Annotated in this window: 19 protein-coding genes and 2 tRNA genes; 12 read left to right on the top strand and 9 right to left on the bottom strand. The window is 47.2% G+C overall.

What is annotated here, in order from left to right; translation table 11 throughout:
- Positions 1–335: 335 nt before the first annotated feature.
- The 4 genes from BM082_RS15095 to BM082_RS15080 all read right to left on the bottom strand — a co-directional run bounded on the left by BM082_RS15095 (position 336) and on the right by BM082_RS15080 (position 5,322).
- Entirely contained in the window at positions 336–911 is a 576-nt protein-coding gene (locus tag BM082_RS15095; RefSeq protein WP_026024416.1) for a UPF0149 family protein, read from the bottom strand.
- Between the two features lie 170 nt (positions 912–1,081).
- Positions 1,082–2,575, bottom strand: coding sequence for a CoA-acylating methylmalonate-semialdehyde dehydrogenase (locus BM082_RS15090; protein ID WP_074927561.1), 1,494 nt, complete (start codon positions 2,573–2,575; stop codon positions 1,082–1,084).
- An 18-nt stretch (positions 2,576–2,593) separates the two neighbouring features.
- Positions 2,594–3,754, bottom strand: a complete 1,161-nt coding sequence (locus tag BM082_RS15085) for an iron-containing alcohol dehydrogenase (protein ID WP_017016512.1) — start codon at positions 3,752–3,754, stop codon at positions 2,594–2,596.
- A complete protein-coding gene (locus tag BM082_RS15080; RefSeq protein ID WP_017008239.1) occupies positions 3,751–5,322 on the bottom strand; it encodes a BCCT family transporter in 1,572 nt (523 codons plus the stop codon). Before BM082_RS15080 ends, BM082_RS15085 begins: the two co-directional genes overlap by 4 nt.
- Before the next feature lie 277 nt (positions 5,323–5,599).
- Between BM082_RS15080 and gcvA the strand changes: the two genes are divergently transcribed.
- From gcvA to BM082_RS15040, 8 genes are all read left to right on the top strand, one after another.
- A complete protein-coding gene (gene gcvA, locus BM082_RS15075; protein ID WP_074927559.1) occupies positions 5,600–6,526 on the top strand; it encodes a transcriptional regulator GcvA in 927 nt (308 codons plus the stop codon).
- Between the two features lie 158 nt (positions 6,527–6,684).
- Positions 6,685–9,195: a CoA transferase gene (locus BM082_RS15070; protein WP_017013949.1), complete on the top strand. Its 2,511-nt coding sequence runs from the start codon at positions 6,685–6,687 to the stop codon at positions 9,193–9,195.
- A 180-nt stretch (positions 9,196–9,375) separates the two neighbouring features.
- Positions 9,376–9,463, top strand: a tRNA-Ser gene (locus tag BM082_RS15065).
- A 442-nt stretch (positions 9,464–9,905) separates the two neighbouring features.
- On the top strand, positions 9,906–10,490 hold the full coding sequence (locus BM082_RS15060) for a DUF1449 domain-containing protein (protein ID WP_229491831.1): 585 nt from the start codon (positions 9,906–9,908) through the stop codon (positions 10,488–10,490).
- Between the two features lie 24 nt (positions 10,491–10,514).
- The gene (locus tag BM082_RS15055; protein WP_017008235.1) at positions 10,515–12,599 is read left to right on the top strand and encodes a flotillin family protein; all 2,085 of its coding nucleotides are present in this window, start codon (positions 10,515–10,517) and stop codon (positions 12,597–12,599) included.
- Between the two features lie 59 nt (positions 12,600–12,658).
- On the top strand, positions 12,659–17,524 hold the full coding sequence (locus tag BM082_RS15050; protein WP_074927556.1) for a DNA repair ATPase: 4,866 nt from the start codon (positions 12,659–12,661) through the stop codon (positions 17,522–17,524).
- Positions 17,525–18,229, top strand: a complete 705-nt coding sequence (locus BM082_RS15045) for a phospholipase D-like domain-containing protein (RefSeq protein WP_017013946.1) — start codon at positions 17,525–17,527, stop codon at positions 18,227–18,229.
- Between the two features lie 15 nt (positions 18,230–18,244).
- Positions 18,245–19,306 (top strand): toxic anion resistance protein, encoded by a 1,062-nt coding sequence (locus tag BM082_RS15040; RefSeq protein WP_017016515.1) that lies wholly within the window; start codon positions 18,245–18,247, stop codon positions 19,304–19,306.
- A 72-nt stretch (positions 19,307–19,378) separates the two neighbouring features.
- On the opposite strand, the gene BM082_RS15035 is transcribed toward BM082_RS15040, so the two are convergent.
- Genes BM082_RS15035 through BM082_RS15020 form a run of 4 tightly spaced genes read right to left on the bottom strand, consistent with a single transcriptional unit; the run spans position 19,379 to position 20,802 of the window.
- Positions 19,379–19,657 carry a S24/S26 family peptidase gene (locus tag BM082_RS15035; protein ID WP_017008231.1) on the bottom strand — a complete coding sequence of 93 codons (279 nt, stop codon included), beginning with the start codon at positions 19,655–19,657 and terminating at the stop codon, positions 19,379–19,381.
- Positions 19,658–19,700: 43 nt separating this feature from the next.
- The gene (sodN, locus tag BM082_RS15030) at positions 19,701–20,201 is read right to left on the bottom strand and encodes a superoxide dismutase, Ni (RefSeq protein WP_017008230.1); all 501 of its coding nucleotides are present in this window, start codon (positions 20,199–20,201) and stop codon (positions 19,701–19,703) included.
- A 2-nt stretch (positions 20,202–20,203) separates the two neighbouring features.
- Entirely contained in the window at positions 20,204–20,404 is a 201-nt protein-coding gene (locus BM082_RS15025) for a hypothetical protein (protein ID WP_017008229.1), read from the bottom strand.
- Entirely contained in the window at positions 20,401–20,802 is a 402-nt protein-coding gene (locus tag BM082_RS15020; protein ID WP_017008228.1) for a tetratricopeptide repeat protein, read from the bottom strand. The genes BM082_RS15025 and BM082_RS15020 overlap by 4 nt, the downstream gene beginning before the upstream one ends.
- 277 nt (positions 20,803–21,079) lie before the next feature.
- Here BM082_RS15020 and BM082_RS15015 point away from each other — a divergent pair, with 277 nt between their 5' ends.
- From BM082_RS15015 to BM082_RS15000, 4 genes are all read left to right on the top strand, one after another.
- Positions 21,080–21,562: a YehS family protein gene (locus BM082_RS15015; RefSeq protein WP_017008227.1), complete on the top strand. Its 483-nt coding sequence runs from the start codon at positions 21,080–21,082 to the stop codon at positions 21,560–21,562.
- A gap of 105 nt (positions 21,563–21,667) precedes the next feature.
- On the top strand, positions 21,668–22,915 hold the full coding sequence (locus tag BM082_RS15010) for a DEAD/DEAH box helicase (RefSeq protein WP_074927554.1): 1,248 nt from the start codon (positions 21,668–21,670) through the stop codon (positions 22,913–22,915).
- Between the two features lie 142 nt (positions 22,916–23,057).
- Positions 23,058–23,145: transfer RNA gene (locus BM082_RS15005), tRNA-Ser, on the top strand.
- A 156-nt stretch (positions 23,146–23,301) separates the two neighbouring features.
- Positions 23,302–24,189 (top strand): LysR family transcriptional regulator, encoded by an 888-nt coding sequence (locus tag BM082_RS15000; protein WP_026024414.1) that lies wholly within the window; start codon positions 23,302–23,304, stop codon positions 24,187–24,189.
- 64 nt (positions 24,190–24,253) lie between these two features.
- Here BM082_RS15000 and BM082_RS14995 read toward each other — a convergent pair whose 3' ends face one another.
- Positions 24,254–24,664, bottom strand: a complete 411-nt coding sequence (locus tag BM082_RS14995) for a nuclear transport factor 2 family protein (protein WP_017008224.1) — start codon at positions 24,662–24,664, stop codon at positions 24,254–24,256.
- Positions 24,665–24,959 lie beyond the last annotated feature (295 nt).

Genomic DNA, 24,959 nt, shown 5'->3' with positions numbered 1-24,959 from the left:
ACTACCTGTTGGTAGCGTATGACATGAAAAGGTGATTATCCGATGAATCTTGTCGTGATAGTTGTATCACTGGTTGACAGGAGACACGCGAAACAGCGCCGGACATCGTTGTTTGCTGAAAACATGGGGATGTTGAAAGCAAGGGGCGGGACTATATCAGGATTATTCGAACAGTGCGCGATTTGTTTTGCTCATAAAAAGCACAATGTTTATGCCCTCCCTTCGAGCGAGCTGAATCCTGCATCTTCAGGTTGTGTTTGTATGTAGACCGCGGTTATAGAAACGGCTGCACAGTGGCAGCCGTTTGAAAGTATGTGTTTGAGATCGAGAGCGGATTACGCCTCTTCTACAAGCTGCGCTGCGCGTTGCGTCAGGCCACAAAGCATCACTGGCATGCCTTTGAATATTTCTTCGAATTGGGCCAATTCTGCGGCGCCTTGTGCTTCAAGGGTTGGCAGTGCAGCTTCTGGATCGAACAGCAGGCTAATTGACAGCAACACGCCGCCAAGCAGGGCGCTTTCTTGGGAATCTTCTGGCATCAGAATTTCCCAATCATCACGTGCAAGTGTCCAACCTTGAAGCAGGCCTTCACAGTAGAGGCGAGTGTCGGCGGTAACAATGTCGGTATCGCTCAGCGCGCAGCCTTCAGGCCATTGCCACTCGGCAGACAGCAGCGCGCCGCGTTGCTCGTTCCACAAGTTGACGATGATATTCGCGTATTGCTCAAGCTGTTCGTGACTTGAGAACGGTGACTCTTCCTCTCCGCCCCACATGAAAGCTAACCATTCACTTGGATCAATCATGTAAGGTGCTGCCGCCATGGCGGTAACAAAGCCTTTTGTTTGCATCTCAGATAACAACTGATTTTCTAAATCGTTATCTGTCATAAATTGCGTGAGCGAAACTTGCATATCTACGTCTCTGTATTGATGTTGGCTGTATTCTAGCAGTGACTTGCTAAGTACTGAAAAAAAATGGCGACTTTTCAGCGCAAAGCGCTTCACCTGTGAGAAATGGGCCATCTAAACAATCAAAACCCAGCGCGAGGCTGGGTTTTGTTGTGAGCCATGTCATTACCGAATTAGAGCACTGGCATCGAGAACGTCGCCCCTTCACGTACATTGGCTGATGGCCAACGTTGTGTAATGGTTTTCCTACGGGTATAGAATTTGACTGAATCAGGTCCGTAGGCGTGTAAGTCACCAAACAGAGATTGTTTCCAGCCGCCAAAGCTGTGGTAAGCGACGGGAACAGGGAGCGGCACATTGATACCGACCATGCCGACCTTGATGTTATCCGAGAAGTAGCGCGCGGCTTCACCGTCACGTGTAAAGATGCAGGTGCCATTGCCGTAAGCATGTTTGTCGATCAAATCCATCGCGTCTTGCATCGAATCCGCGCGGATGATTTGTAAAACAGGCCCGAAGATTTCTTGTTGATAGCTTTCCATGGTCGGAGACACATTATCAATCAACGTCGGCCCAACAAAGTACCCGCTTGAGTAACCTTCAATATTGGGGTGTCTTCCATCAGCAACAATCGTGGCGCCATCTTGCTCTGCCGAATCAATGTATGACACCACTTTTTGCTGATGTTCTCGGCTGATCAGCGGGCCAAAATCGTTGTCATTGTCATAAAACGCGCCCACGCGAAGTTCCTCTAACTTTGGCTTGAGCATGGCTGCGAGCTTATCGGCGGTTTCGTTGCCGACGGCAACTGCAACAGACAAGGCCATACAGCGTTCACCACTTGAACCGTATGCCGCACCAATCAGTTGGTTTACCGCATTGTCGAGGTCGCAATCAGGCATCACGATGGCGTGGTTCTTCGCACCGCCTAGCGCTTGGCAACGTTTGCCGTTTTGACTTGCGGTTTCGTAAATGTACTTTGCAATCGGCGTACTGCCAACGAAGCTGATGGCTTCGACGTCTGCACTTTTAAGCAGGCGATCGACCACAGGCTTGCCGCCTTGAATGACTTGCATCACGCCATCAGGCAGACCGGCTTGTTTGAGAAGATTGGCAATGTACAACGCGGCACTGGGGTCTTTTTCTGACGGCTTGAGAATAAAGCAGTTACCGCAGACGATCGCCATCGGGAACATCCAAAGTGGCACCATGGCAGGGAAGTTGAACGGCGTAATGCCCGCAACCACACCCAGAGGTTGATGTTCTGACCAAGAATCAATCGATGGGCCGACGTTCTTGCTAAATTCGCCTTTCAATAACTCTGCGGCTGAACATGCGTATTCAACGTTTTCGATACCACGCTGCAATTCGCCCGCTGCATCGTGGGCGATCTTGCCGTGCTCCTCACCAATCAGTCGGCAAATCTCATCTTTATGTTCTTCCAATAATTGCTTGTAGCGGAACATGACACGCGCGCGCTTGATCGGCGGTTCATTTCGCCATGTTTGGAAAGCCGTTCTCGCGGCTTCGATGGCTTCATCCACCAGGTCATCATTGGCCAATAACAGCTCTTTTGTGGCTTCGCCCGTTGCAGGGTTGTACACCAATTGTGTTTGCTCGCCCTCTTCTCGCTGTTCGCCGTTGATCAAGTGTCCAATTGTTTTCATTTGTGTGGTTCCTCTTCCTTAAGACCAAAGATTTAGGTAAAGATTTTTCATTTCATCGGGCGTCGGCACTTTCGGGTTGTTAGCGGGCGAGCCGGACAGCAAGGCTTGTTCGATCATGGTGTTGAGTACGGTTTCGAACATGGAGAATTCCACCCCAAATTCTTTCAGAGTGGGAACGTTGAGTTCGAGATTGATAGCGGTAAGCTCCTCGATCAAACGCGCATTGGCGACATCGATCGGATCGTCTTGTTGAGCAATGCCCATGGCAACCGCGCAGTCTGCATAGCGTTCCGGCGCTGCTTCAATGGAGAATGCCGTCACGGTAGGTAATAACATGGCGTTTGATAAGCCATGCGGCACGTGGAAGAACGCGCCAATTGGGCGGCTCATGCCGTGCACCAAGGCAACCGATGCATTTGAAAACGCGATGCCCGCGTAGGTTGCGCCGCGCATGAGTTTCTCACGTGCATCCGTGTCTTTACCGTCGTGATAAACCGTCCGAAGGTTCGGCGCGATAAGGCGAATGGCTTCAAGGGCGTGGTAATCGCTAAATGGGCTGGCCTTTTTGCTCACGTATGCCTCGATAGCGTGAGTAAGGGCATCAATGCCTGTGTCTGCGGTGGTGCGGGCAGGCAGAGACATGGTGAGTTCATAATCGACAACCGCAGCATAGGGAGCAAACCCTAATCCAACACACAGCATTTTTTCTTCAGATTCGTCATCGGTGATCACGGTAAAGCGCGTTACTTCGGAGCCAGTACCTGCGGTGGTTGGAATGGCGATGATAGGAATGCCTTCTTCATTCACCATGCGAGGCACTTTGTAATCGCGCATTTTTCCGCCAAAGCGTGCCAGAATACTGACTGCTTTCGCACTGTCGATTGCGCTCCCGCCACCCAATGCAATGATGCAATCAAAGTTGCCTTCACGCGTCACCAGCACCGCTTCTTCTATCGAACTTGAGGTTGGCTCAGGAATGGTGTCGGCATACACGCTGGATGCGATATCAGCTTCAATCAGGATGCCTTGAAGCTTCGCGACGTAACCGAATTCAACCATGTTTTTATCAGTGATCAGCAACACACGTGATGCATTCAAATTTTTGACCATGTTTGGAACTTGCGCGACGGCACCGCCGCCAATTTCCATCATTCGAGGTAAGGTGACTGATGCGCTCATTTTGCTACTCCTATGACTTCAGATTTTCCAGGAAGAGGCTCTGCTCTTAGTGCTTTGTAAAGACCAACGATGGTGGCGATGATCACGATGGAATAAGGCAATGCGGCGATGATGGAGGCGGTTTGCAATGCGCCTAACCCACCCGCAAGCAGTAATACGGCAGCGACAAGCCCAATCGACATGCCCCAAAAAATACGGTAACGCATGGGTGGGTGAGGGTTACCCATAGAGATGAGGGTGCAGATAACCAGCGTGGCGGAATCCGCAGAAGTCACGAAATACGTCACTAGCATGATGGTGCAAATAGATGCACCGAGCGTAGTCAGAATAGTGCCTGCATCCATCAGTTCGATGGTTTTGAATAAGGCCAGCGTAAGGTCGTCATTCACGGCATCTACCACGCCGCCTTGACCAAACAGTTCGATGTACATCGCTGTGTTGCCGAAAATGGTGATCCAAAATGCAGCCAACATGGTGGGGGCGATAAGCACACCAAGGATGAATTCACGAATGGTGCGGCCACGGGAGATACGCGCGATGAAAATGCCACAGAAAGGTGCCCATGCAATCCACCATCCCCAATAGAAAATGGTCCAAGAACCTTGCCACGTATGCTCAGGGTTTGGATCAACCCAAAGGCCTAGCGACGTAACATTGAGCATGTAGTCGCCTAAATTGGTAAAGAAGGATCCAATCACATATGCCGTTGGGCCAAGGATGATAAAGAACGCAAGCATGACAACAGTAAGCTGCATATTCAGCTCACTAAGAATGCGGATACCTTTGTTGACGCCAGTGATGACCGAGAACGTCGCGATGATTGAAATTACCACGATCAATACCATCTGCGTCGTTGTGCTGACTTCGATACCGAAGAGGTAATTCAGCCCTGCGTTCATTTGCTGTGCGCCCAACCCTAAGGACGTTGCAATACCAAAAACGGTGCCGAACACGGCCAATAAATCAGCAGCATGACCTATCGGGCCATAAATACGGTTACCCAATAAAGGGTAAAGGCCAGAGCGAATAGAAAGAGGTAAGCCTTTGCGATAAGAAAAATAAGCAAGAGAGAGTCCACAAAGAGCAAATAAGCCCCAACCGTGCAAACCCCAATGAAAAATACTGACGCGCATGGCAACTTGTGCCGCTTCAATGGTGAGGGCATTGTCAGGTGAGATAAACGGATTGCTTTGAAGGTGGTACATAGGCTCTGCGATACTCCAAAATAGAATACCAATGCCTATTCCTGCACCGAACAACATCGAAAACCATGAGAAAAAGCCAAACTCTGGCCTTTCATCATCTTTTCCTAGTCGAATGCTGCCGTAGCGACTAAACACCAAGTAGACAGCGATGAACAGAAACACGCTCATCAACCCCACGTAGTACCAAGCAAAGTTTGACGCGATGTAGCCTTTAGCGGCTGAATAAACACTGTTTGCGTGTTCAGGCATGATCACCGTGTATAAAACAAACAATACAGCAAGCGCGGAAGAGCCAATTGCCATGACAGGGTTAACCCCCGCAAAAATTCCTTTTGAGTTGCTTGGATTTACATCCGTTTCCATTGCATAACTCCTCGTCCGAATATGCGTATATAAATACCGTTATTCGTCACATTTTTTATTTATGTATTAAATGCGTCATGATTTTGTCGCGATTTAGCATGTGTCCTTTGGCTTTTTGACGTTAAGTAAACTTTCATATTTAGAGATGCCTTCGCAATTAATAAAAATGCGGTCATTGGTATAAGAAAATTTATACGTGAGGGTGTTGATAATTTTGATGGATTTTTACGTAATTGTTTTTATTACATTCGACAAGAAACACATCAGGAAAATAGCGATGAAAAAGAGATTACCGCCTCTGAATTGGCTTCGTTCTTTCGAAGCCGCAGCAAGGCACTTGAGCTTCACCCATGCATCCCAAGAACTGCACATTACCCAAGCGGCTATCAGCCAGCAGATCAAGGGGCTGGAAAGTCAATTAGGCACAACGTTGTTTGTGCGTCTTCCGCGGGGGCTTGAGTTAACAGAAGCGGGCGCTGCTTATCTTCCTGTGGTGCATGAGGCGATTGAAAAACTGTCTGAAATCACCGAGGAGTTGTTTGGTCAAGGACGGTCAAAGCTGCTTAATGTTCGGGTGAACTTGGTGTTTTTCATCCATTGGCTAGCCCCTAGACTTCAGACGTTTTCAGACAACAATCCAAACATAAACCTAAGAATTACCAGTAATATATGGGTGAATAACCGTGAAAATTCAAACAATTTTGATGTTGAGGTTACCCACGGTAAAGGCAAATGGGCACACTTAGAAGCACACCGTCTTACATGGGATGTACTTTACCCTGTTTGTAGCCCGACGTTTGCTGCAACATTGGATACGGCGTTCTCTCCTAGTGATTTGTTGAGACAAAAATTAATTCATGTCATTGGCTACGAAGATGGCTGGGGACACTGGTTCACACGCATGGGGTTACCCTATGCAGAGTTTGATCGTGGTAGTCAGTTCGATACCTTGGTTAATGCGTTAGAAGTGGCGGTCAATCATGGCGGGATAGCACTCGGTAGGAGCAGTTTGGTCGAAAGATACATCGATGAAGGAAAGCTGGTCCGTTTATTTGATACCAAAGTGACGACGCAAGAAGCATTTTATTTGGTGAGCTCTAAATCAAAAGCCCTCCATCCACACGCGCAAGCATTTATTGATTGGTTATTGACCGAGGTTGAAAAGGATCAGTCAAACAAGCTATTTCTTGATTTATATAATTAATTGTATGAGCCATTAATTTATTTAACGCTTAGGCCTAATTTTTATTAATGGTGAATAAATAAACGCCAAATTAATATCGGTCGCAATGAAGCTCCCTTTCTTTATAAAGGGACTTTCTCATTTCATGGATATACCTCTTTGGACAGGAGTTGGAATAAATGAGAAATACATTGCCACTTTACGGTGTGAATGTCGTGGACTTCGGCCAATACATCGCAGGGCCAGCCGTTGCAATGATCCTTGCTGATTTGGGGGCCAATGTGATCCACATTGATCCCGCGGAAGGCGCATTTTGGAAAGATCCCGCCAATGCGGTGCTTAATCGAAATAAGCTGTGTATTGAATTGGATTTGAAAGATGACGAAGGGTTAGCTCAAGCGCTTTCTTTGTGTGCATCTGCTGACATCATTATTGAAAACTTCCGTCCAGGGCGTCTGACGAAATTGGGTATCGATTTCGATCGCCTTCGCGCTGAAGACCCAAGACTCATCACGCTATCCATTCCCGGTTTCGCATCGAACGATTCTTTACGAAAAGAATGGAAGGCGACAGAGGCCATTATCGCGGCTACATCCGGTGTGTTTACTGATATGGGTTATAACCGGGTGTTGATGGGGTGCAATCCCAGCTTTTCTCCCTTGGCGTTGGGATCGGCCTATGCAACCACACTCTCAGCGAGCTCACTTGCGTTGGCATTGTTTGCGCGAGAAAAACACGGACGGGGTGACCACATTGAAGTGCCTGTCGCGTCAGCCTTAATGGAGGGCCTCTCTTATAACTCTATTGTGATAGAGGATATGCCGGATCGTTATCTCACGATGCGCCAACATGAAATCGCCCGCCGTCATGATGAAGGCCTTGAGATGAACGTGAGTTATGACGACTTACAGGAGTTTCTCGATCCCTTTTTTCGTACTTATGAATGTCTCGATGGGCGCTTTTTCTATGTTGTGTGTCCGTCACACCGTAACCATGCAAAACGTTGTCTAACCTTGTTGGGCATTTTCGACGAGCTGCTGGAAGAGGGGTTACCTGAAGTCGATGACCTCTACGTGCCGATTGCGGAGTGGTCAGGCGAAACCTCTATAGGTGTTTACCCGCTGCCTTCCAATTGGGCAGGAAAAATTGCTGAAAAGATGAAAGCTGTCTTTTTAACAAAAACGTCAGAAGAGTGGGGCAGACTGTTCGGGGAAAATGGCATACCGGGTGCGCCACACAGAACCACACAAGAATGGGTAAACAGTGAACACTGCGATCAAAGCGGTTTGATTGTCACGGTGGACGACCCTATCTATGGTGAAATGAAACAACCCGGGCCTCTCGTTTGGTTTGAAGAGTGCGCGGATGCAATGTGTGAATTGGCACCACGAAAAATCAGTGATGTTAGCGAAGCAGCGCAGTACTTTTCAGAACGCCCAGCGTATTCTTCAGCACCTTCAGCACCTTTAGCAATGGCTGCGCCGTCGGATAACCTATGGCTCAAAGGCGTGCGTATTCTGGATCTAACCAATGTCATCGCAGGGCCACATTCCACCGCATTCCTTGGCAGGTTTGGCGCAGAAGTCACCAAACTCGATCCAACGACGGCGATGTACGATCCGCTGATTGGGGTGTTGTTTAGCTATCAAACCAACATCGGCAAAAGCAGCCTCTTAATGGACATGCTGACTGACGAAGGAAAGGTGATTTTTGAGCAGTTGGTGAAAGACAGCGATGTCGTTGTGATTAATGCGCCAGAGCGCCAGGTCGAAGCCTTGGGTCTGAGCGATGAGCGCTTGAAATCAATCAACCCTGATGTGATTTTCTGCCGTCTCGATTGTCTCGGCGGGCCTAAGCGCGGCGAGAAAACCGATTACATTGGCTACGACGATATCATTCAAGCAAACAGTGGCATCATGAGCCGTTTCGGTGGCGAACAAACACCGGAAGAACACGCGCATATTGGTACGCTGGATGTGAACTGTGGTTTTGCGGGTGGGCTAAGCATCGCGGTTGCACTTTATCACCGCGAGCATACGGGTGAAGCACTGCGTGCGAGAACCTCGCTTTCGTCGACCACCAACCTCGCGCAAATCAAATACAGTTACGATTATAAAGATCGTGCGCCATTTGATGAGCCATCCGGTAGACAAGCACTGGGGTACAATGCGCTATCACATATCTATAAAACGCAAGATGGTTGGGTGTATTTGGATGCCACGGAAAAAGACCTTGAGAAGATTGAAAGTGTGTCAGGTTTTGCGGGGTTGTCTTCGATGGATGACACTCAACAGACTGAATTGATCTCACGCATGATGGCAACAAACACCAGTGATGTCTGGGCGAGTACTTTTCAGTCACTGGATGTTGCGATTGCCGACATCAAGAGCATCGAGTGGTTACGTGAACACTATACCCGCAGGCAAGATGGCAAAGTCGGCATCGACCTTGGAACGTACGCGTTCTCTGTGTATGACGAGCACCCAAGCGGTCATGTCACCACCATGGTTGACCACTATGCAATTCGACCAACCTGCGGGCAAATTCTCTCCCTTGCACCAACAGAAAGGTTCGGTACATCAAGCCGACGTATTCTGGAAGGCATGGGAATGACGCGGAGCACAGTACAAAGGTTGATCGACAAAGGTGTGGTGAGCGAAGGGTGGTCGAAATACTACCTTCCTAATTAGTGGCCACAAGCATCAACGCAACGACCTCATAATGACGCTTTCGGGCGTCATTATTGCAATTTACCCGATGAGTTGGCGGTATTTTCATCGAACAGTCACTGAGAGCCTGTGAAAGAATTGACTTTATATACCAGCCCTATATAGTACCGCCTCGTTGAGACAAGCACTCAACAACAAAACGGTGAGTTGTCCGAGTGGCTGAAGGAGCACGCCTGGAAAGTGTGTATACGGCAACGTATCGAGAGTTCGAATCTCTCACTCACCGCCAAATTTGAAACCCGAGCAGAAATGCTCGGGTTTTCTCGTTTCTGGCTTGTAGAAAAACAAGAAACAGAAAGATGAAGGCTAAAGAGTGGCGCGTACTCTCCTGTGCTGCCATTCCAAGCCCTAGAAGAAAAGCTGGGCTTGTTTTTTTCTAGCGTATAACTGATGTTAAACGCGACCCCATCACTGCAACAGCGTATAACACCCTCATTGCTGTCTCATTTTGTATGCACTGGCTAAAAGCCCGAGCCTCTGTCTTGTATAAGAATTTCCCGAATTATTTCTTTGAACCCAATCATATAAGCCTGCCTCATGGGTTTAAACCTGAGCATTCTCAGTTAGTCTGGATACCGTTGTAAAAAGTTTAGACATCAAAACAACGATAAAATATAAAATTTTGTTTAGAGTAACGTTATATGGCAGTTGGTGAGTTCCTGGGTATGCTGATGGCATTTCCTACAAGCGTATTTTTCATTCCGTTTGTAGTGTTTTTCCTCATTATGCTCGTAGATCTGGTTTTTAATGTGGTGGAAGGCTTCACGGCTGATCTTGACATTTTTGACCTTGATAATATTCCTGGCGCAGGGTTGTTATTGCCTCAGGTGTTATCCAAAGTCCCTCTTATGGTTGCGTTGTGCGTATCGTGCTTTATCGCAACCGTCATATCGTTCTACTCCGCGCAAGTGAATAACAACCTGTTTTCAGGTGTTACAAACCTTTTGATTGATCTCGTATCAATCCCAATCGTTGCTTACCTCTCCCTTGCAATATCTGCGTTGTTGTTAAAGCCACTCGCGCCATTGTTCGACCGTAAAAAGGCGTTTGCTCAGGTTGACTATATTGGTCTGAAAGCGCGGGTTCACAGCAACGTCGTTAACAAAGAAAGAGGGGAAGTCGTGGTATTGCATCAAGGTAATGAGTTCTTACTTGATGTCATGCTCCAAGACGAAAGCACGATTCAATACGGAGAAGAAGTGGTCATCGTCTTCAAAGATGACACTTCAAATCGCTACGTGGTAGCGAAAGCATAACGGACTATAAATCAGGAGTTGGAAATGGAAATTTCCCCTAGCATCATTTTTATCGGCATTGGCATCAGCGTTTTCCTTATCGTCATGGTTTTTCTCACCTCTCGTTATAAAAAAGTACGTGGTGAGGGTGACGCACTTATTGTGAACGGACTTCACCGTACACGCGCTTCGTTAACTGGTACGTTTGTGTGGCCGATTGTTAACCGATTCGAATACATGGACATTACGCGTAAGAAAATCTCTGTTGTACGCAGTGGTCGTAAAGATCAGGAAGGCGAAGAGTATGAAGGTCTTCACTGCCGAGACAACATCCGAGCGGACTTAAGAGTTGATTTTTATATCGGTGTAAATCATGAAGAAGAAGACATTGTTCGTGTAGCCAAACTCTTCACAGCACATGAAGCCTCGAATCTTGAACGTTTAAAAGAACACTTCCAACCTAAATTTTCAGAAGCATTGAAAACGGCGGTAAAGCAATTTGAGTTTGAAGAATTGCTCACCAATCGCCGTGCGTTCCGTGATGCGGTTGTTGAAGTTATCGGCAGCGAAATGGATGGTTTCAAAATCTACGATGTGGTTATCGATAAAGTTGACCAAACCGCGCTGGATGCTCATAGCCCGGATAACATTCTTGATGTTGAAGGTATTCGTAAAATCTCAGCAATTACTGCTCAAAAGAACACAGAAACGAATGCTATCCGTCAGGATGAACGCACAACGATGAAGAAGAAAAACGTTGAAGCGGAAGCAAACCGTCTGCAGTTAGATAAGCAAGAAAAAGAGAGTATTGCGCGTACTCAACGTGAAGTTGACATTATTACCGCGCAAGAAGAAGCGCTAGCGGCTGAGAAGCGACAGGAGTATTTGCGCGTCACTGAGTTGGCGAAATTAGAAACGGAAGAAGAAGTGTCCAAGAAGCGTGAAAGCGTGGAAATGGAAGTTGAAATGACCCGTATCGCCAATCAGCGCCAAGTGGCTATTCAGCAAGAAGAGCTGACCCGTTCTGTTGAAACAGAAAAAGTACGTACAGCGACGGAAGTGGCTGAGCGTGAAATGCAGAAAGAGACAACGGTTGAAGAAGCGCTCAAAGCTGTTTCCGAAACACGCTCTCAGCGTGTTGAAATTGAACGTAAAATTGCGCGTGAAGAGGAAGAGACTGAAAACCTTCGTGTTAATGAGCGTGTAGGCCGTGAAAAACGCGTGAAGATGATTGAAGCAGAAGCGGCTGCAGAAGCCGCGCAGCTTGAATTATTGGTTGGTGCTCGCGCTGAGAAAGATGCAGCAAAAGAACGTGCAGAGCGTTTGCTGATTGAAAATGAAGCCGAACTTAAAGTGAAAACCCGTGATGCGGAAAATGACCTAGCCGTGAAGACACGCGAAGCGGAAGCGGAGCATATTGTCACGACCAAACGTGCAGAAGCGGGCTATGTGGCGAAAGAACGTGAAGCCGCAGCCAAAGAGCGTATGGCACATGCTGAGAAAGAAATGATCAGTGCAACGGGTCTTGCTGAAGTCGAAGTGGATCGTGAGCGCGCTCAGGCCATTAAAGAAACTGGCGAGGCAGAAGCGTTTGCCATGCAAAGTGCAGGTGAAGCAGAAGCGCAGGCACTTCGTGCTAAGGGCTTGGCAGAAGCAGAAGCACAAACTGCACGCTTTGAAGCGGCGCAACAATACGATGAGCATACGCGCGACCACGATAAGTGGGTGATGCAACTGCAACAAGATAAAGATCTGGAAATCGCGCGCATTGATGCACAGAAAACCGTGGTCAGTGAAAACGCGAAAGCATTGGCAGAGGCACTGTCAAAAGCTGATATCCGTCTGTTTGGTGGTGAAGGTATGGAACAGATTCGCCGTACTATCATGGATGCCTCTGCAATTGATGCCAAATTTGAGCAATCGAAAGTGCTGAACCCATTGGTGTCCGAGTATGTGGATGGAAACCGAAGCCTACCAGAAGATTTGAAAGCTATTTTGGAGAACACTGAACTGAAAAGCAGTGACTTGAGCAATGTTGCGTTAGCAAGTTTGTTGAACTCGCAAGGTGGGGCAACTGAGCTCTTAAAGAAAATTCAAAGCTCAATGGAACCGTCATCAGACGATAAATAACCCTTCATTTCTTCTCGCAGAATCCCGCTTCTTATGAGGCGGGATTGATAGGTATTATTATGTCAGAGACGACTCAACAAGCTGTGAGTGAAGGCGGTGCGTACGAGGTTCTCAAATCCCGCCTGTCCCAACAGGGCAACCAGCTAAAAACCCTTTCTCAGTCTTTCAATCATCAACGTCAGGACGTATTTGGCGGCCAAGAGCTCTCGCTGATTGGTAAAGCCAATGTACAAACTGATGCCAAATGTATTCCCATCGATATGGCGCAGGTAAACCAACAATTGTTGTTTGGTTACCACGTACAGGTAGGTATGAAGGCAGCACCATCATTGGATGATGTGTTTGGCCTTTATCAACTTCATGAAAATGAAGGTACGTTTCGTGTCGAGTCTTTAACGTTAGAAAACAGCTTCTTGAATGATGCGCGCTTCGTGCATGAGTTTACCGAGTTGTTTACCTATTACCGGGACGCACGTTTATCTCAAATCTCGCGTCAGGAGAGTATTCTTTATATCGCGTTTCAAATTGGCAGCCGACCCGAAGACCGTAAGGTGTTTCGCTTCCAGTTGAATGCCAATTCCGCCGAGTACATGGACTCTTACGGTCATGCACCGCTCGAAAGCGCGACACAGCATGATTTTGATTGGATAGCTACGACGCGTGAAGATCATGTGTTGGGTGAGCATCCGCATGTGTCTATTCGAGATAAGCTATTCGTTGAGTGTGTGGGTGGGGATTTGACCATCAAGGTTGAAGACAACACCTCAGAAGGAAAAGGCATTTATCGCGAAGATGTGGAAGATGCACATCAGAGTATTGCCGATGCGCAAATCGACTATGCCTTTATTGGCGAGTTGATTGCATTGCGGGTGAAGCCAAACCGCGAAAAACATAGCCGCTACTTTCTTTACAACCCACTTAATCAATCCGTGACACGCGCAGATGCGCTGCGTGAAAGCGCAAAATCCTTGCCTGAAGATCATGGTGTGCTTTACGCAAACGGCTATGTGCTCGCCAATGGTGAAAGCAAACAGTTCGATTTTCCTGCCAATAATCTCAAATTCTTCCAAAAAGTAATTTCACCCAACGGTGAAGACATTCTGTATTTCTTCTTCAATGCGGTGGACGGTTACTACATTGCCTTCACTTATAACCTGATTGAGAAAAAGTTCGAAGCACCCATGGAAAGCCATGGTTATAGCCTTTATCCCGATGGACGCTTCCTTGTTTTTCAATTGTCTGAAAATGCGGAAGCCTCCACTATCCACCCTTTGCGTATTTGGGATACGCCGTTTTCAACGCCAGAATACTATGCCCTCGAAAATGCCAAAGGTGATGGCAGCAGCCCGTTATTTAATCTTGGCAATACTGAACTGGTTCGCGCCTTATCGTCTGTTTTGTCAATTTGCCAATTAGCACAGACAGAGGAGGTGACGCAGGCGGCGTTTGAAATGCTTCTCAAGCAATGTCAATCAACGCTTGATCATTACACCTGGCTCGGCCACGAATACGCGTTAGGCATGGGAGATGCCATTGGCGAACTGATGGGCACGGCGGACAAAATCATCGATGAATTCGCCAAGGTTCAGCAGCTTCAAAGTCATGCTGCACAAAGTATTGAAGATCAGAACAGGATCGTTTCTGACCTGATCGGAAAGATCAAACTTGCACCGAAAGAACAAGCCAACACTTTGCTTACCTTGCTTTCAGAAGTGAAAGGGCAGGTGGGTGCAGTGATGGCGCTGCGTCAGCAGCATTACATTGATGAAGAGCGGATTGATACCTTACTGGAAACACTTCAGGAGCAGCGCGAAAGTCTGAATCTGCAGTTGCTAAACCTTCTGCAGGATGAAAAGGCTTACCTGCCTTTTAAAAAGCAAATCCAGACCATTGAAACGCAGCTTGAAGAGGTGGATAAAACCGCTGAAATTCAGATCCTGCAAGATCAGGTTGAAACGCTAAGAAGCGAACTTCAATTGGTGACGGAAGAAGTCACGGACATTGAAACGGATGACCCGACACAAGCGACACGGATTTTAGATTTGACGACGGAAGTGTCGTCAATGCTCAATACTGTCTCCGCGAAACTTCGTGGTAAGTCTAAAGGCCTTCAAAGTGAAGAAGCGCAAGCTGAATTCAGTGCGCAGTTTAAGTTGCTTAGTCAATCTGTTAGCAGTGCGATGGAGCAGGCAACAAGTCCTGACGACTGTGACAATCAGCTAGCGAAACTGGTTGGTCAATTGGACAAGCTTGAATCTCGTTTTGCTGACTTTGACCAGTTTCTCGCTGAAATTTATGCCAAACGAGATGAAATTCAATCAACGCTCGATAACCACAAACAGCAATTGATTGCGGCTCAACAGCGTCGTATTCAGAACCTTCTGCAAGCTGCTAACGTCACCATGTCGAGCATCGAAAAGCGCGTGGAACGCTTTGATGATGTGGCGGGGCTTAACAGCTACTTCGCAACAGATGCAATGGTGCTGAAACTGCATCAACTGTCGACAACGATTCGAGAATTGGGTGACAGCGTGAAGGCTGACAGTGTCGATTCAAAAATCAAATCACTGCAAGATCAGTCTTTGCGTTCGCTGCGTGACAATCAGGATATCTTCGAGCAGGGAGGTAAAGTCCTTCGTCTTGGTAAGCACCGTTTTAGTGTAAATCAACAGCCGCTTGATCTCAGTCTTGTTGATCATGACGGTCAATTGTCTACCCACATTTCGGGTACGGATTTTTACCAATCTGTTGAAGATGAAACCTTCCTAACGCTCCAATCTATGTCCCGTTTGGATGTGGCATCAGAAAGTGAAGACGTGTATCGCGCAGAATATTTGGCGTACTTGATCCTGCACGGTGCTGAACTCAATACCGATGGGTTGAGTCTCGATAAGCTCTACGCTGATCAAAAAGAAGGCTTGTTGAGTGAGTGCATACAAAAATTCGCTGCACCTCGCTACAAAGAAGGTTATGTGAAAGGTATTCACGACAACGATGCCATTCGTATTTTGGACAAAGTGTTACCTATCTACCAGCAAGCGGGATTGCTACGATTCAGCCAATCAGCCCGTTCCTCTGCGTTGCTGTGGTTGCTCGCTCAAGATAGCCAAATAGTGGAACATTATCGTCAACAAGCCATCAATGCGCAGCTATTGCGTGAACATTTGAATTCGTCAGAGGCTTATCAACTGTTGCAAACTCAGCTGGTGGCGTTACTCGAGGCTGAACAAGCGAATGAGGCTGCAGAGTATCTGGTGAACTTACTGGGTCAGAGTGAACTCAACATTGAAGTCAGTCAGGATGCCCTAACGCTTTGTGAAGACTACCTTCAGTTTCGTCGCAGTCTGGGTTGGCATCAAGCTGATGAAGTCATTGAAACAGCGTTTGCTGATCACAAACAATGGTTGACTGCTTATACGTCTCGTAAGCAGTATGGCGAAGCGTTTGTTTTGGAAGCCGCGACCATCACTGTGTTGAAATCATGTTCTAATTTCTCTATCGGCAGTGTCGACTTCTCGCTGCTTTGCAGCATTGACGGCTTATTGGGTGAGCATGATCGCATTGAAAAAGGTCAGTTAACGCTGGTGTTAGATGATTTTATCCAGCGTAACGAGCATCACCGAACTGCGGTGGTTCCGCAGTTTGATGCTTACCTCAATCAACGCACAGAGCTCCTTAATACCGCGAAAGATGATTTCCGACTCGGGGAATTCAAACCTCGTCCTCTCACATCCTTTGTTCGAAACAAACTCATCAGCGAAAGCTATCTGCCATTGATTGGCGATAATTTTGCCAAACAGATGGGCACCATGGGTGATAAGAAACGCACCGATTTGATGGGGATGCTGCTACTGATTTCGCCGCCGGGTTACGGTAAAACCACCTTGATCGAATACGTAGCACACAAGCTTGGCTTGGTGTTTATGAAGATCAATGGCCCGTCCATTGGGCACCAAGCCACCTCACTTGATCCTGCTGATGCGCCTGATCAAAACGCCGCGCGCGAAATCGAAAAAATTAACCTCGCCTTTGAAATGGGTAACAACGTGCTCTTGTATCTTGATGATATTCAGCACACCCACCCTGAATTTCTTCAGAAATTCATTTCACTGTGTGATGGAACACGTCGCATTGAAGGTACGTGGAAAGGCAAAACCAAAACCTATGACATGCGTGGCAAGAAGTTTGCGGTTGTGATGGCGGGTAACCCGTATACCGAAACCGGTGAAGCGTTCCGAATTCCCGATATGTTGTCGAACCGTGCAGATATCTACAACCTTGGTGACATGCTGTCTGATCAGAAGCAAGCGTTCGAACTCAGCTTCATTGAGAACTCTCTGACGTCGAACTCTGTACTTGCACCGCTAGCGACCAGAGACTTGAATGACCTTTACCGCTTTGTTCGCATGGCAGAAGGGGAGAGCATTGCACTGAGTGACATGAGCCATTCGTATTCGGCGACCGAATCCAATGAGATTGTCTCTACGCTGCAAAAAATGATGATGGCACAGCAAACCGTGCTCAAGGTGAATCAGCAGTACATCAAATCCGCCGCTACGGCGGATCAGTATCGTGTTGAGCCACCGTTTAAGCTGCAGGGTTCTTATCGAAACATGAACAAACTTGCCGAGAAAATCTCGTCAGTCATGACCGATGAAGAACTCAACACCATGCTGCAAGATCACTATCAAGGTGAAGCCCAGACATTGGCGGCGGGTACGGAAGAAAACCTGCTGAAACTTGCTGAACTGCGTGGTGATATGACACCGGAACAACAAGGACGTTGGCAGGAAATCACTGACGGATATCAACGCCAACAAATGATGGGTGATTCCGAAGACCGTGCAGGACAAGTAGTACAACAGCTCGCCATGCTGAACCAACATGTTGCCCGCTTTGGCGGTAACAGCCAAGGAGGCAATTAAATGAATCGACAAAAATGGTCGGCGTGGCTGGAAGCCTCGATTGAAGATTACCGCTTAGACGACAATGAACGCCGAGAGCTTCAAGCTGAGCTTGCTGAATCGGTGTTAAGCGATGAAGACCGTTCTTATCTGCGTAATTTGAGTTTCAAATTGGTGCAGAAAGAAATCGCAAACCAAGGCGATGCTGCAGCTCTTGTGCGTTGGTTGGAACGCGTTGTGAAAGTGCTAGATAACATCATAAGCGCGAGTTCAACGGAAACAGCAACGAGTTGGTTCTCGCCTGGGAGAACGTGTGCTGCGGGTATTATTGAACAGCTAAAACTCGCTCGTCATTCCATCGATATTTGTGTGTTTACCATTGCAGACAATGATTTGACCAAGCATATTCTTGATGCTCACAAGCGCGGGATTAAGGTGCGTATCGTGACGGACAACGACAAGATGTACGACAGAGGGAGTGACGTAGAGTACCTCGCCGAACAAGGCGTTGCCGTCAAAATTGATACGACTCAGTACCATATGCACCATAAGTTTGCGATATTTGACGAACAAAGACTGATTAACGGCAGTTTTAACTGGACGCGCAGTGCCTCCAAATATAATCAGGAAGATATTACGCTTACCGATGATCGCAGGTTTGTTACTGCGTTCTCAAGGCAGTTTGAAACGCTATGGCAGAAGTTTCCCTGCCATAAGCCGTCATAGAGACAGGGAGATCCAATGACTGAATTGACGAATCCTCAGAGTCAGGTGCTGGATGTTGAGGTGACACCTCAAATCGTGGCTTTGGCTGAACAGTTTGATGCGTTTGATACCGTAGCCACGATTACCTTTGGTAAAGGTGCGTTGGAAAAGATCACCGCATTCTCTGATGAAGTCTTAGAGCAAGTCCGTGTTCGTGACAGCGGTGAGGCAGGAGATATTCTGCACGCCATGGTGTCATCCATGGACAGTGCTGAGTTCGACAACCTTGGTAAGAAGAGCCTGTTATCGAGGCTTCCGTTGGTGGGCGAACTTTTTGATTCTTTCAAAAAATTCTCGGCGAGTTTTGATTCGGTGAAAGGTCAATTAGAGCAGTTATCGGGCAGCTTAGAAGCGCAGGAAGTAAAACTTGCGCATGATATTACGCAGCTAGATACGCTTTATGATCATAACTTAGAGCTGCTTGCGGGGTTAGATCAGTACATCGCGGCGGGTAAATACAAACTGAACGATCTCACACAGAACGTACTGCCTGATTTGCTTGCGCAATCAGAGCAAAGTGGTGATGCCCTTGATGCGCAAAAGTACCGTGATGCTTCTCAAGCGATTGCACGTCTTGAAAAGCGTGTTCACAACCTTGAGTTAACGCGTTTGGCTGCTATTCAAACTGCGCCTCAAATTCGCCTCTCGCAGGAAGGCAATAAAATGTTGATGGAGGATATTCAAGATATCGTCCATAACACCTTCCCGCTATGGAAACGCCAGTTCTTGATTGCGATTTCCAATTATGAAAAAGAGAAAGCGCTGAAAGTGACGCGTGCGGTGAAAGACTACACCAACAAGCAGTATGTTCAGAACGCTGAGAAGCTCAAGGCGCTGGAAGAGCAAATTGCCGAGAACTATCAGCGTGGCATTCTTGATCTGGATTCATTGGAAACCGTGAATCAGCTGACGATTGAAACCTTGAATAACACCTTGTCTCGCGTCAAAGAGGGTAGAGCCCAGCGAGAGCATGCACAACAAGTGATTGAGAAGGCAGAATTGGAGCTTAAAAAAGCGTTAGAGCAGACCTTGTCTTGATGTGAAGTGAAATATCGAAAGCCCCAGTAGAAATACTGGGGCTTTTTGTTTTTGGAGAAGAGCGTCCAAGGTTCATGACGCCGTCAACGACTTCGTGGGTTTACTGATTTTAAACAACACCCGATAGAGCGGCATTGCTGGATCAATAGCGCCGAGTGTTCGGCTGCTGACACTGGATGGGTTTGCGCCTCGAAACCAATATCGGCCATGTTCATCGCTTTGCTTAAGTGTTTTGATGACACATCCAAAAATAGGGTGGGTAAACGCATAAGCTGTGCCAGTTTGCTTTCTCCACCATGATGGTTCACGCACGGTTATCACAAAGTCAGACGATTTATAGAGAGGGAACATAGAATGTCCCTCAATCCGGAAGAGTCGTAATCCGAGCATGGGTTTATGGCTTCAAATCTGGGTAAATGACAGGAAGTGCTGGCGGGTACGGGCACGTTGCGACATAAGTGGGAACGTCTTTGCTCTGCCAGAATATATCTGCAAAGCGGTTCACTTTGTCTAAAAGCGCCAGTGCTGCCTCACGATCAATTTCTTGTTTCGCCTTTGAAGCCAGCATCATGATGTCATGCGTAAGCGTGTGGATTTCAGGGAACGTATCGAATTGTGGTTGCTTGAAATAATCCCCCCAAATGACACGAATATCTTCTTTTACTTTGCTGCCATGTTCTTCCTTTTGCTGCACCAAACGAACGAAACGTGCTTGCTGATTTTGGGACAATTCCGAGGTTGGTAATTCTTCAATCAAGTCCAACATTCTTATGATCGTAAGTGCTGCGATTTGTGCATGGGAAGGGTCATAAATTTTACAAGGAATATCGCAATGCGCAGATGCGCGAGTAAACGCTGTTCTTTGGTCGAGCTTATTTAATAGGGCGTATAGCATGCTTACTCTCCTTGTTGATGATGCTTTTGATGACGTATACGGCGTAACCCCCAAAATGCAATTGCCCCTGCGACAATAACAGGTAGCGCCCATAGAAGATGAATAAGGGAGGCTGACCAATGTCCATGATCATGACCTGCATGCGCCATCAACATTGGGCTTGCTGTTAATAGGAATGCAAATAATGCCAAGCGTTGAGTCATTTCACGTTCTCCTGTGTTTGCGATGTAGCGGTTGACGCTACCGTTGAATTCATGGCTTTTTCGAATAAGCACAGCGCGTTTAATCCCGTTTGGTAGGCGCGCAGCAGCGAAATAAAAAAGGGATCGTCAGGGGGTGTGTTACCAAGCGTCTTTTCGAGGATCTCAAGAGGGGTATCTAAATAGAAACGCGCTTCTGAGTGCTTGCTTTGGGATTGGAACAAGGTGGCCAGGTTATGGTGACAGGCAAGCCAAGCAAAAAGGATGTCGCCATTTTGATGTATGACAGGTTCTTCCTTTTCCACTGCGTGTAATGCGAGGCCATAATGCCGCTCTGCATCAACCCAGTGTTTGTTGTGAAAACATCTATTTCCGTGTGTCACGTAGGTTTTCCAATCCATTCTCATCACCGTTATGCGAATAGTAATGATTATCATTATTGATCGTATCAATGAAAAGTAAAGCCCTCTCTTCGAAGATTTTGTATTTATTGCAAGAGTGGATCGGATGTTTATGTTGAGTTGGTGTAAGAATAAAGAGTGGATAACTGCAGGGCCGCTGTGTGAGAACAAGAAATCATTGGTACGTAGAGGGCATTATGCTAAAGTTGCGCGCTTTTATTTTTGCCGTCAGTGGTTGCACTGAAAGGCTAGATCAAACCTAACACTAGGAATTATTTTGACTAATAACGACATTCTCCGCCGTATCCGTTATACCTTTGACTTTAAAGATCAGTCGATGGTAGAAATTTTCGCTGCTGCTGATCACGCTGTGACGCAAGAGCAAGTGGTTAACTGGCTTCGCAAGGATGATGATGCAGCTTTTGTTAAAGCAACAGATACCGAATTAGCGATTTTCCTGAATGGTTTGATCAACACGAAACGTGGCAAGCGTGAAGGCGAACAGCCTGAGCCTGAGAAGCGCTTGAACAACAACATGATTTTCATGAAGCTGCGTATCGCGCTGAACATGAAAGCAGAAGATGTGATCGAAACGCTAGAGCTGATGGAGTTCCGCTTGAGCAAGCACGAATTGAGTGCATTCTCACGCAAAGCGGACAACAAACACTACCGTGAGTGTAAAGACCAAATCCTGCGTAACTTCCTGATGGGTGTGCAACGTAAACTTCGTCCTGAAGACACGCAAGACATCGACGCATAATTTACATCGCGAGCAGCTTTCCGTCATTCTTTGACGACGAGAGTTGCTCGCGTTTTGCTCCCCCATTCCCCGCGTTCCGATTACTCCTAATAAGTGATGTGCACGATGTCGCTCTCTACGCCTAACACCTTTTCAACGTTGCCTTTGTCGCCTGCTCTTGTTGCAGCATTGCCTGTGCAATACCAAGCACCTACGTCGATTCAATCACTTGCGATCCCTGCAATCAGCGCCCGCAAGGATGTACTTGCGATAGCGCAAACAGGCAGCGGAAAAACCCTGGCATACGGCTTACCGCTGCTCGATGGTGCCCAAGCGACGGCATCGCACGTTTGTAAGCTGGTTTTGGTGCCAACCCGTGAGCTAGCTGCACAGGTCAATGAAGCGCTGACGCCGATTGCGACTGCATTAAATCTCTCTACCGTTGTGATATGCGGTGGCATAGAGAAAGAATCGCAAATTGAACGCCTTTTATTGAAGCCAGAAGTTGTTATTGCAACGCCAGGCCGGTTGAAAGAGTTGTTAAAAGAAGGGGCTCTTGAAACATCGACGATTGACAGTGTTGTACTCGATGAGGCGGATAGACTGGTTGATATGGGGTTTTGGCCAGATGTTGAAAACATCTTGGCGGCGATACCCACATCACGCCAAATGATGTTGTTTTCAGCAACCTTGCCAGAAGAGTTAGAAGCGTCAATGAAAGGGTTACTAAACAGCCCTGCGACCATTTTTGCTAGTGCCACAAACAGCATGGTGAAGCAGATTGAAGAGCGCTTATATCTGGTAAACAAAGGCAGCAAAGCCAATGTGTTGATAGACCAAATTAAACAACAAGACTGGCCGCAAGTATTGGTGTTTATCAGTGCGCGTGATAATGCTGATGCATTGTGTAAGAAGCTGAACAAAGCGGGTGTTACCTCTGCTGCGTTACACGGTGACAAAGCTCAGTCCGAGCGCGAACAAACGCTTGCTGCTTTCAAAGACAAACAGGTGCAAGTGCTGATAGCTACTGATCTCTTGGCGCGCGGCATACATATTGACCACTTGCCCGTTGTGATTAACTTCGATGTGCCATTGAGTCCTGCTGTCTATGTTCACCGCGTTGGCCGAACAGCAAGGGCTGGGGAGCAAGGTCTTGCTATCACACTGGTTTGTCATGCCGAGACGAATTATCTGCAAGCCATTCGCAACATGATAAAGCGCGAGTTGCCTTTACATGAACTGGAAGCGTTTCCCGTTACGGACAAGCCACCGACGGGTGACAGCAAACGTGCGCCACGCGACAAACAAGCCAATCGCCGAACTTCCCAGAAAAGCAGCATTAAGCAGTTCAAGAGTAAGCCAACGCGTCGCTAATTTCGCTACTCTCTGATGGGGTGCTCAAATGCTGAACGAGTAAACCGAAGTTAAGGCTTAAAGCATTGACCCTGCATGGGGAAATCATTATAGTAGCGCCCCGTTGAGACGAACTGCTTCGCATTCGGCTTGATGAAAATTTGGTGAGTTGTCCGAGTGGCTGAAGGAGCACGCCTGGAAAGTGTGTATACGGCAACGTATCGAGAGTTCGAATCTCTCACTCACCGCCATATTTGAAACCCGAGCAGAGATGCTCGGGTTTTCTCGTTTCTGGCATATCAAATAGTCACAAAATCCGTTAATTTCCCGCATGTTATCGTCAACACTTCTATAGTTGGTAGAGATGAGTGAATTCTCCTGAGTAGTGTGATGTTCTAAGGATAGACATGCAGTTATCACGACTAAAACCCATGGCGGTGTTTGCTGCTGTGGTCAAAACAGGCAATTTTAGCCGAGCGGGGAAGTTGCTCGGAATTAGCCGTCCTGCAGTGAGCGCACAGATTCAAAAGCTGGAAGAGAGTTTGTCAGTTCGGCTTATTCAAAGGACCACCCGTAGTGTTTCCCTCACCCAAGATGGTGCGCGTTTACTGCCTTTAGCGGAATCAGTATTGTCGTCGTTGATCGATATTGATGATGTACTGACGCGAGATAAGCCCAAAGGCCCGATCCGTGTAACGGCAACGCTGGACATCATGAAGTCTTGGCTCGCGCCCAAGTTAGAAGCCTTCACGCTGCAATATCCTGATATCACCTTTGATTTGGTTATGACAGATCAAAAGATTGACCTGATCGAAAACCAAATAGATTTGGCAATTCGCGTTTCTCGCGTTAATGAGCAAGATTTTGTCGCGCGACCTGTCTTTGATGATCAACTCGCCATCTACGCCTCACCGGAATATCTCGACACACTTTTAGAGCCTATCACTGAGCAAAATCTAGAGTTTTGTCGTTGGATTGTGCTTGAGCAGTTAATGCCAAATCGTACCGTTACTGTGATGAAAGGTGACGAGACCTTGAGGTTTCAGCCTAGTCGCTACGACATTGTAAATTCACCCAGTATGCTCAATGAGTTGGTGGTAGCTGGACGGGGACTGGGGTGTTTGATCTATCAAAATGTTCAGCATCTTTTAAAGGAAGGAAAGCTCGTGCCTGTCTTACCTGAGTGGCATGGCGACAGTTTAACGTGTTACTTGTTGTATCCAAGCCGCCAGCATATTCCCATGCGTTTACGGCTATTTATTGATTACCTGTTGGAAAGTCGCGACAAGATCTGAGTAAAAAAAAGCCCATGCGTTATCGCATCGGGCTCTTGCCACAAAAGGGAGGGTTGTAGCAATACTAAACAGACCAGAAAGTATCCTCAGCTTTCTGATCTTCGGAAAATAGCCAGACTTCCATGATGTATCCGCCGTCAATGCGGAAAAGGTGAGTGCCTTTCATTGAAATCGAAAGGTTGCCGCTGGAGGCCGTGGTGTGGACTGGAACAGAAACGAGGTTGCCGCTCGTCATGAGCGAGCCATCACGTTTTATGGCGTAGGAATTATTGGTGGCATTTTGCATGCGTGAAAGCATTGCCAAAACACGTCCAACCCCCACTTTGTCCCCCGAGAAAGGGTTACGGCCCGGTTGATGCCATAGTGCGCTTCTATCAAACAGCAGTGCTAGCCCTGTCATATCACTGCTTTTCAGCGCATCAAAATAAGCAGCAACAACCGATCGATTTTCTTTCTCTGTTACCGCGGTATTCATTGTTTAACATCCTTAATAAACATGAATGGGGTGACTGTATCGCTATCTATACCCAAACAACCTGAAGGCCTCTGAAATCGAGCATCTTCAGGTTGTTTGGGTATATGCGTTTTATCTGCAAGGTGTAAGCGTATGAAAGTGCTTGCTAATAAACTGAGATAGAAGATATATCGAGTGTGATAAGGTGATAAGGGGGGTAATTGAGACTAGATTGGTACGAATAGTTGACAGGTAAACCGTTTGCAACGTCGTCATCCTGCACCATTTCTCGTTTTGCGACCGATTGCTCACTGTT

This window comes from Enterovibrio norvegicus DSM 15893, assembly GCF_900115495.1.
GTDB lineage: Bacteria > Pseudomonadota > Gammaproteobacteria > Enterobacterales > Vibrionaceae > Enterovibrio > Enterovibrio norvegicus.
This window is presented reverse-complemented; position numbering and strand designations above follow the sequence as displayed.

Coding starts and splice junctions, on each gene's coding strand:
- BM082_RS15085 (WP_017016512.1), bottom strand. CDS start 3,754: ATGAGCGCATCAGTCACCTTACCTCGAATGATGGAAATTGGCGGCGGT.
- BM082_RS15090 (WP_074927561.1), bottom strand. CDS start 2,575: ATGAAAACAATTGGACACTTGATCAACGGCGAACAGCGAGAAGAGGGC.
- BM082_RS15070 (WP_017013949.1), top strand. CDS start 6,685: ATGAGAAATACATTGCCACTTTACGGTGTGAATGTCGTGGACTTCGGC.
- gcvA (WP_074927559.1), top strand. CDS start 5,600: ATGAAAAAGAGATTACCGCCTCTGAATTGGCTTCGTTCTTTCGAAGCC.
- BM082_RS15020 (WP_017008228.1), bottom strand. CDS start 20,802: ATGGATTGGAAAACCTACGTGACACACGGAAATAGATGTTTTCACAAC.
- BM082_RS15095 (WP_026024416.1), bottom strand. CDS start 911: ATGCAAGTTTCGCTCACGCAATTTATGACAGATAACGATTTAGAAAAT.
- BM082_RS15000 (WP_026024414.1), top strand. CDS start 23,302: ATGCAGTTATCACGACTAAAACCCATGGCGGTGTTTGCTGCTGTGGTC.
- BM082_RS15035 (WP_017008231.1), bottom strand. CDS start 19,657: ATGTTCCCTCTCTATAAATCGTCTGACTTTGTGATAACCGTGCGTGAA.
- BM082_RS15060 (WP_229491831.1), top strand. CDS start 9,906: ATGGCATTTCCTACAAGCGTATTTTTCATTCCGTTTGTAGTGTTTTTC.
- BM082_RS15010 (WP_074927554.1), top strand. CDS start 21,668: ATGTCGCTCTCTACGCCTAACACCTTTTCAACGTTGCCTTTGTCGCCT.
- sodN (WP_017008230.1), bottom strand. CDS start 20,201: ATGCTATACGCCCTATTAAATAAGCTCGACCAAAGAACAGCGTTTACT.
- BM082_RS14995 (WP_017008224.1), bottom strand. CDS start 24,664: ATGAATACCGCGGTAACAGAGAAAGAAAATCGATCGGTTGTTGCTGCT.
- BM082_RS15055 (WP_017008235.1), top strand. CDS start 10,515: ATGGAAATTTCCCCTAGCATCATTTTTATCGGCATTGGCATCAGCGTT.
- BM082_RS15040 (WP_017016515.1), top strand. CDS start 18,245: ATGACTGAATTGACGAATCCTCAGAGTCAGGTGCTGGATGTTGAGGTG.
- BM082_RS15080 (WP_017008239.1), bottom strand. CDS start 5,322: ATGGAAACGGATGTAAATCCAAGCAACTCAAAAGGAATTTTTGCGGGG.
- BM082_RS15050 (WP_074927556.1), top strand. CDS start 12,659: ATGTCAGAGACGACTCAACAAGCTGTGAGTGAAGGCGGTGCGTACGAG.
- BM082_RS15045 (WP_017013946.1), top strand. CDS start 17,525: ATGAATCGACAAAAATGGTCGGCGTGGCTGGAAGCCTCGATTGAAGAT.
- BM082_RS15025 (WP_017008229.1), bottom strand. CDS start 20,404: ATGACTCAACGCTTGGCATTATTTGCATTCCTATTAACAGCAAGCCCA.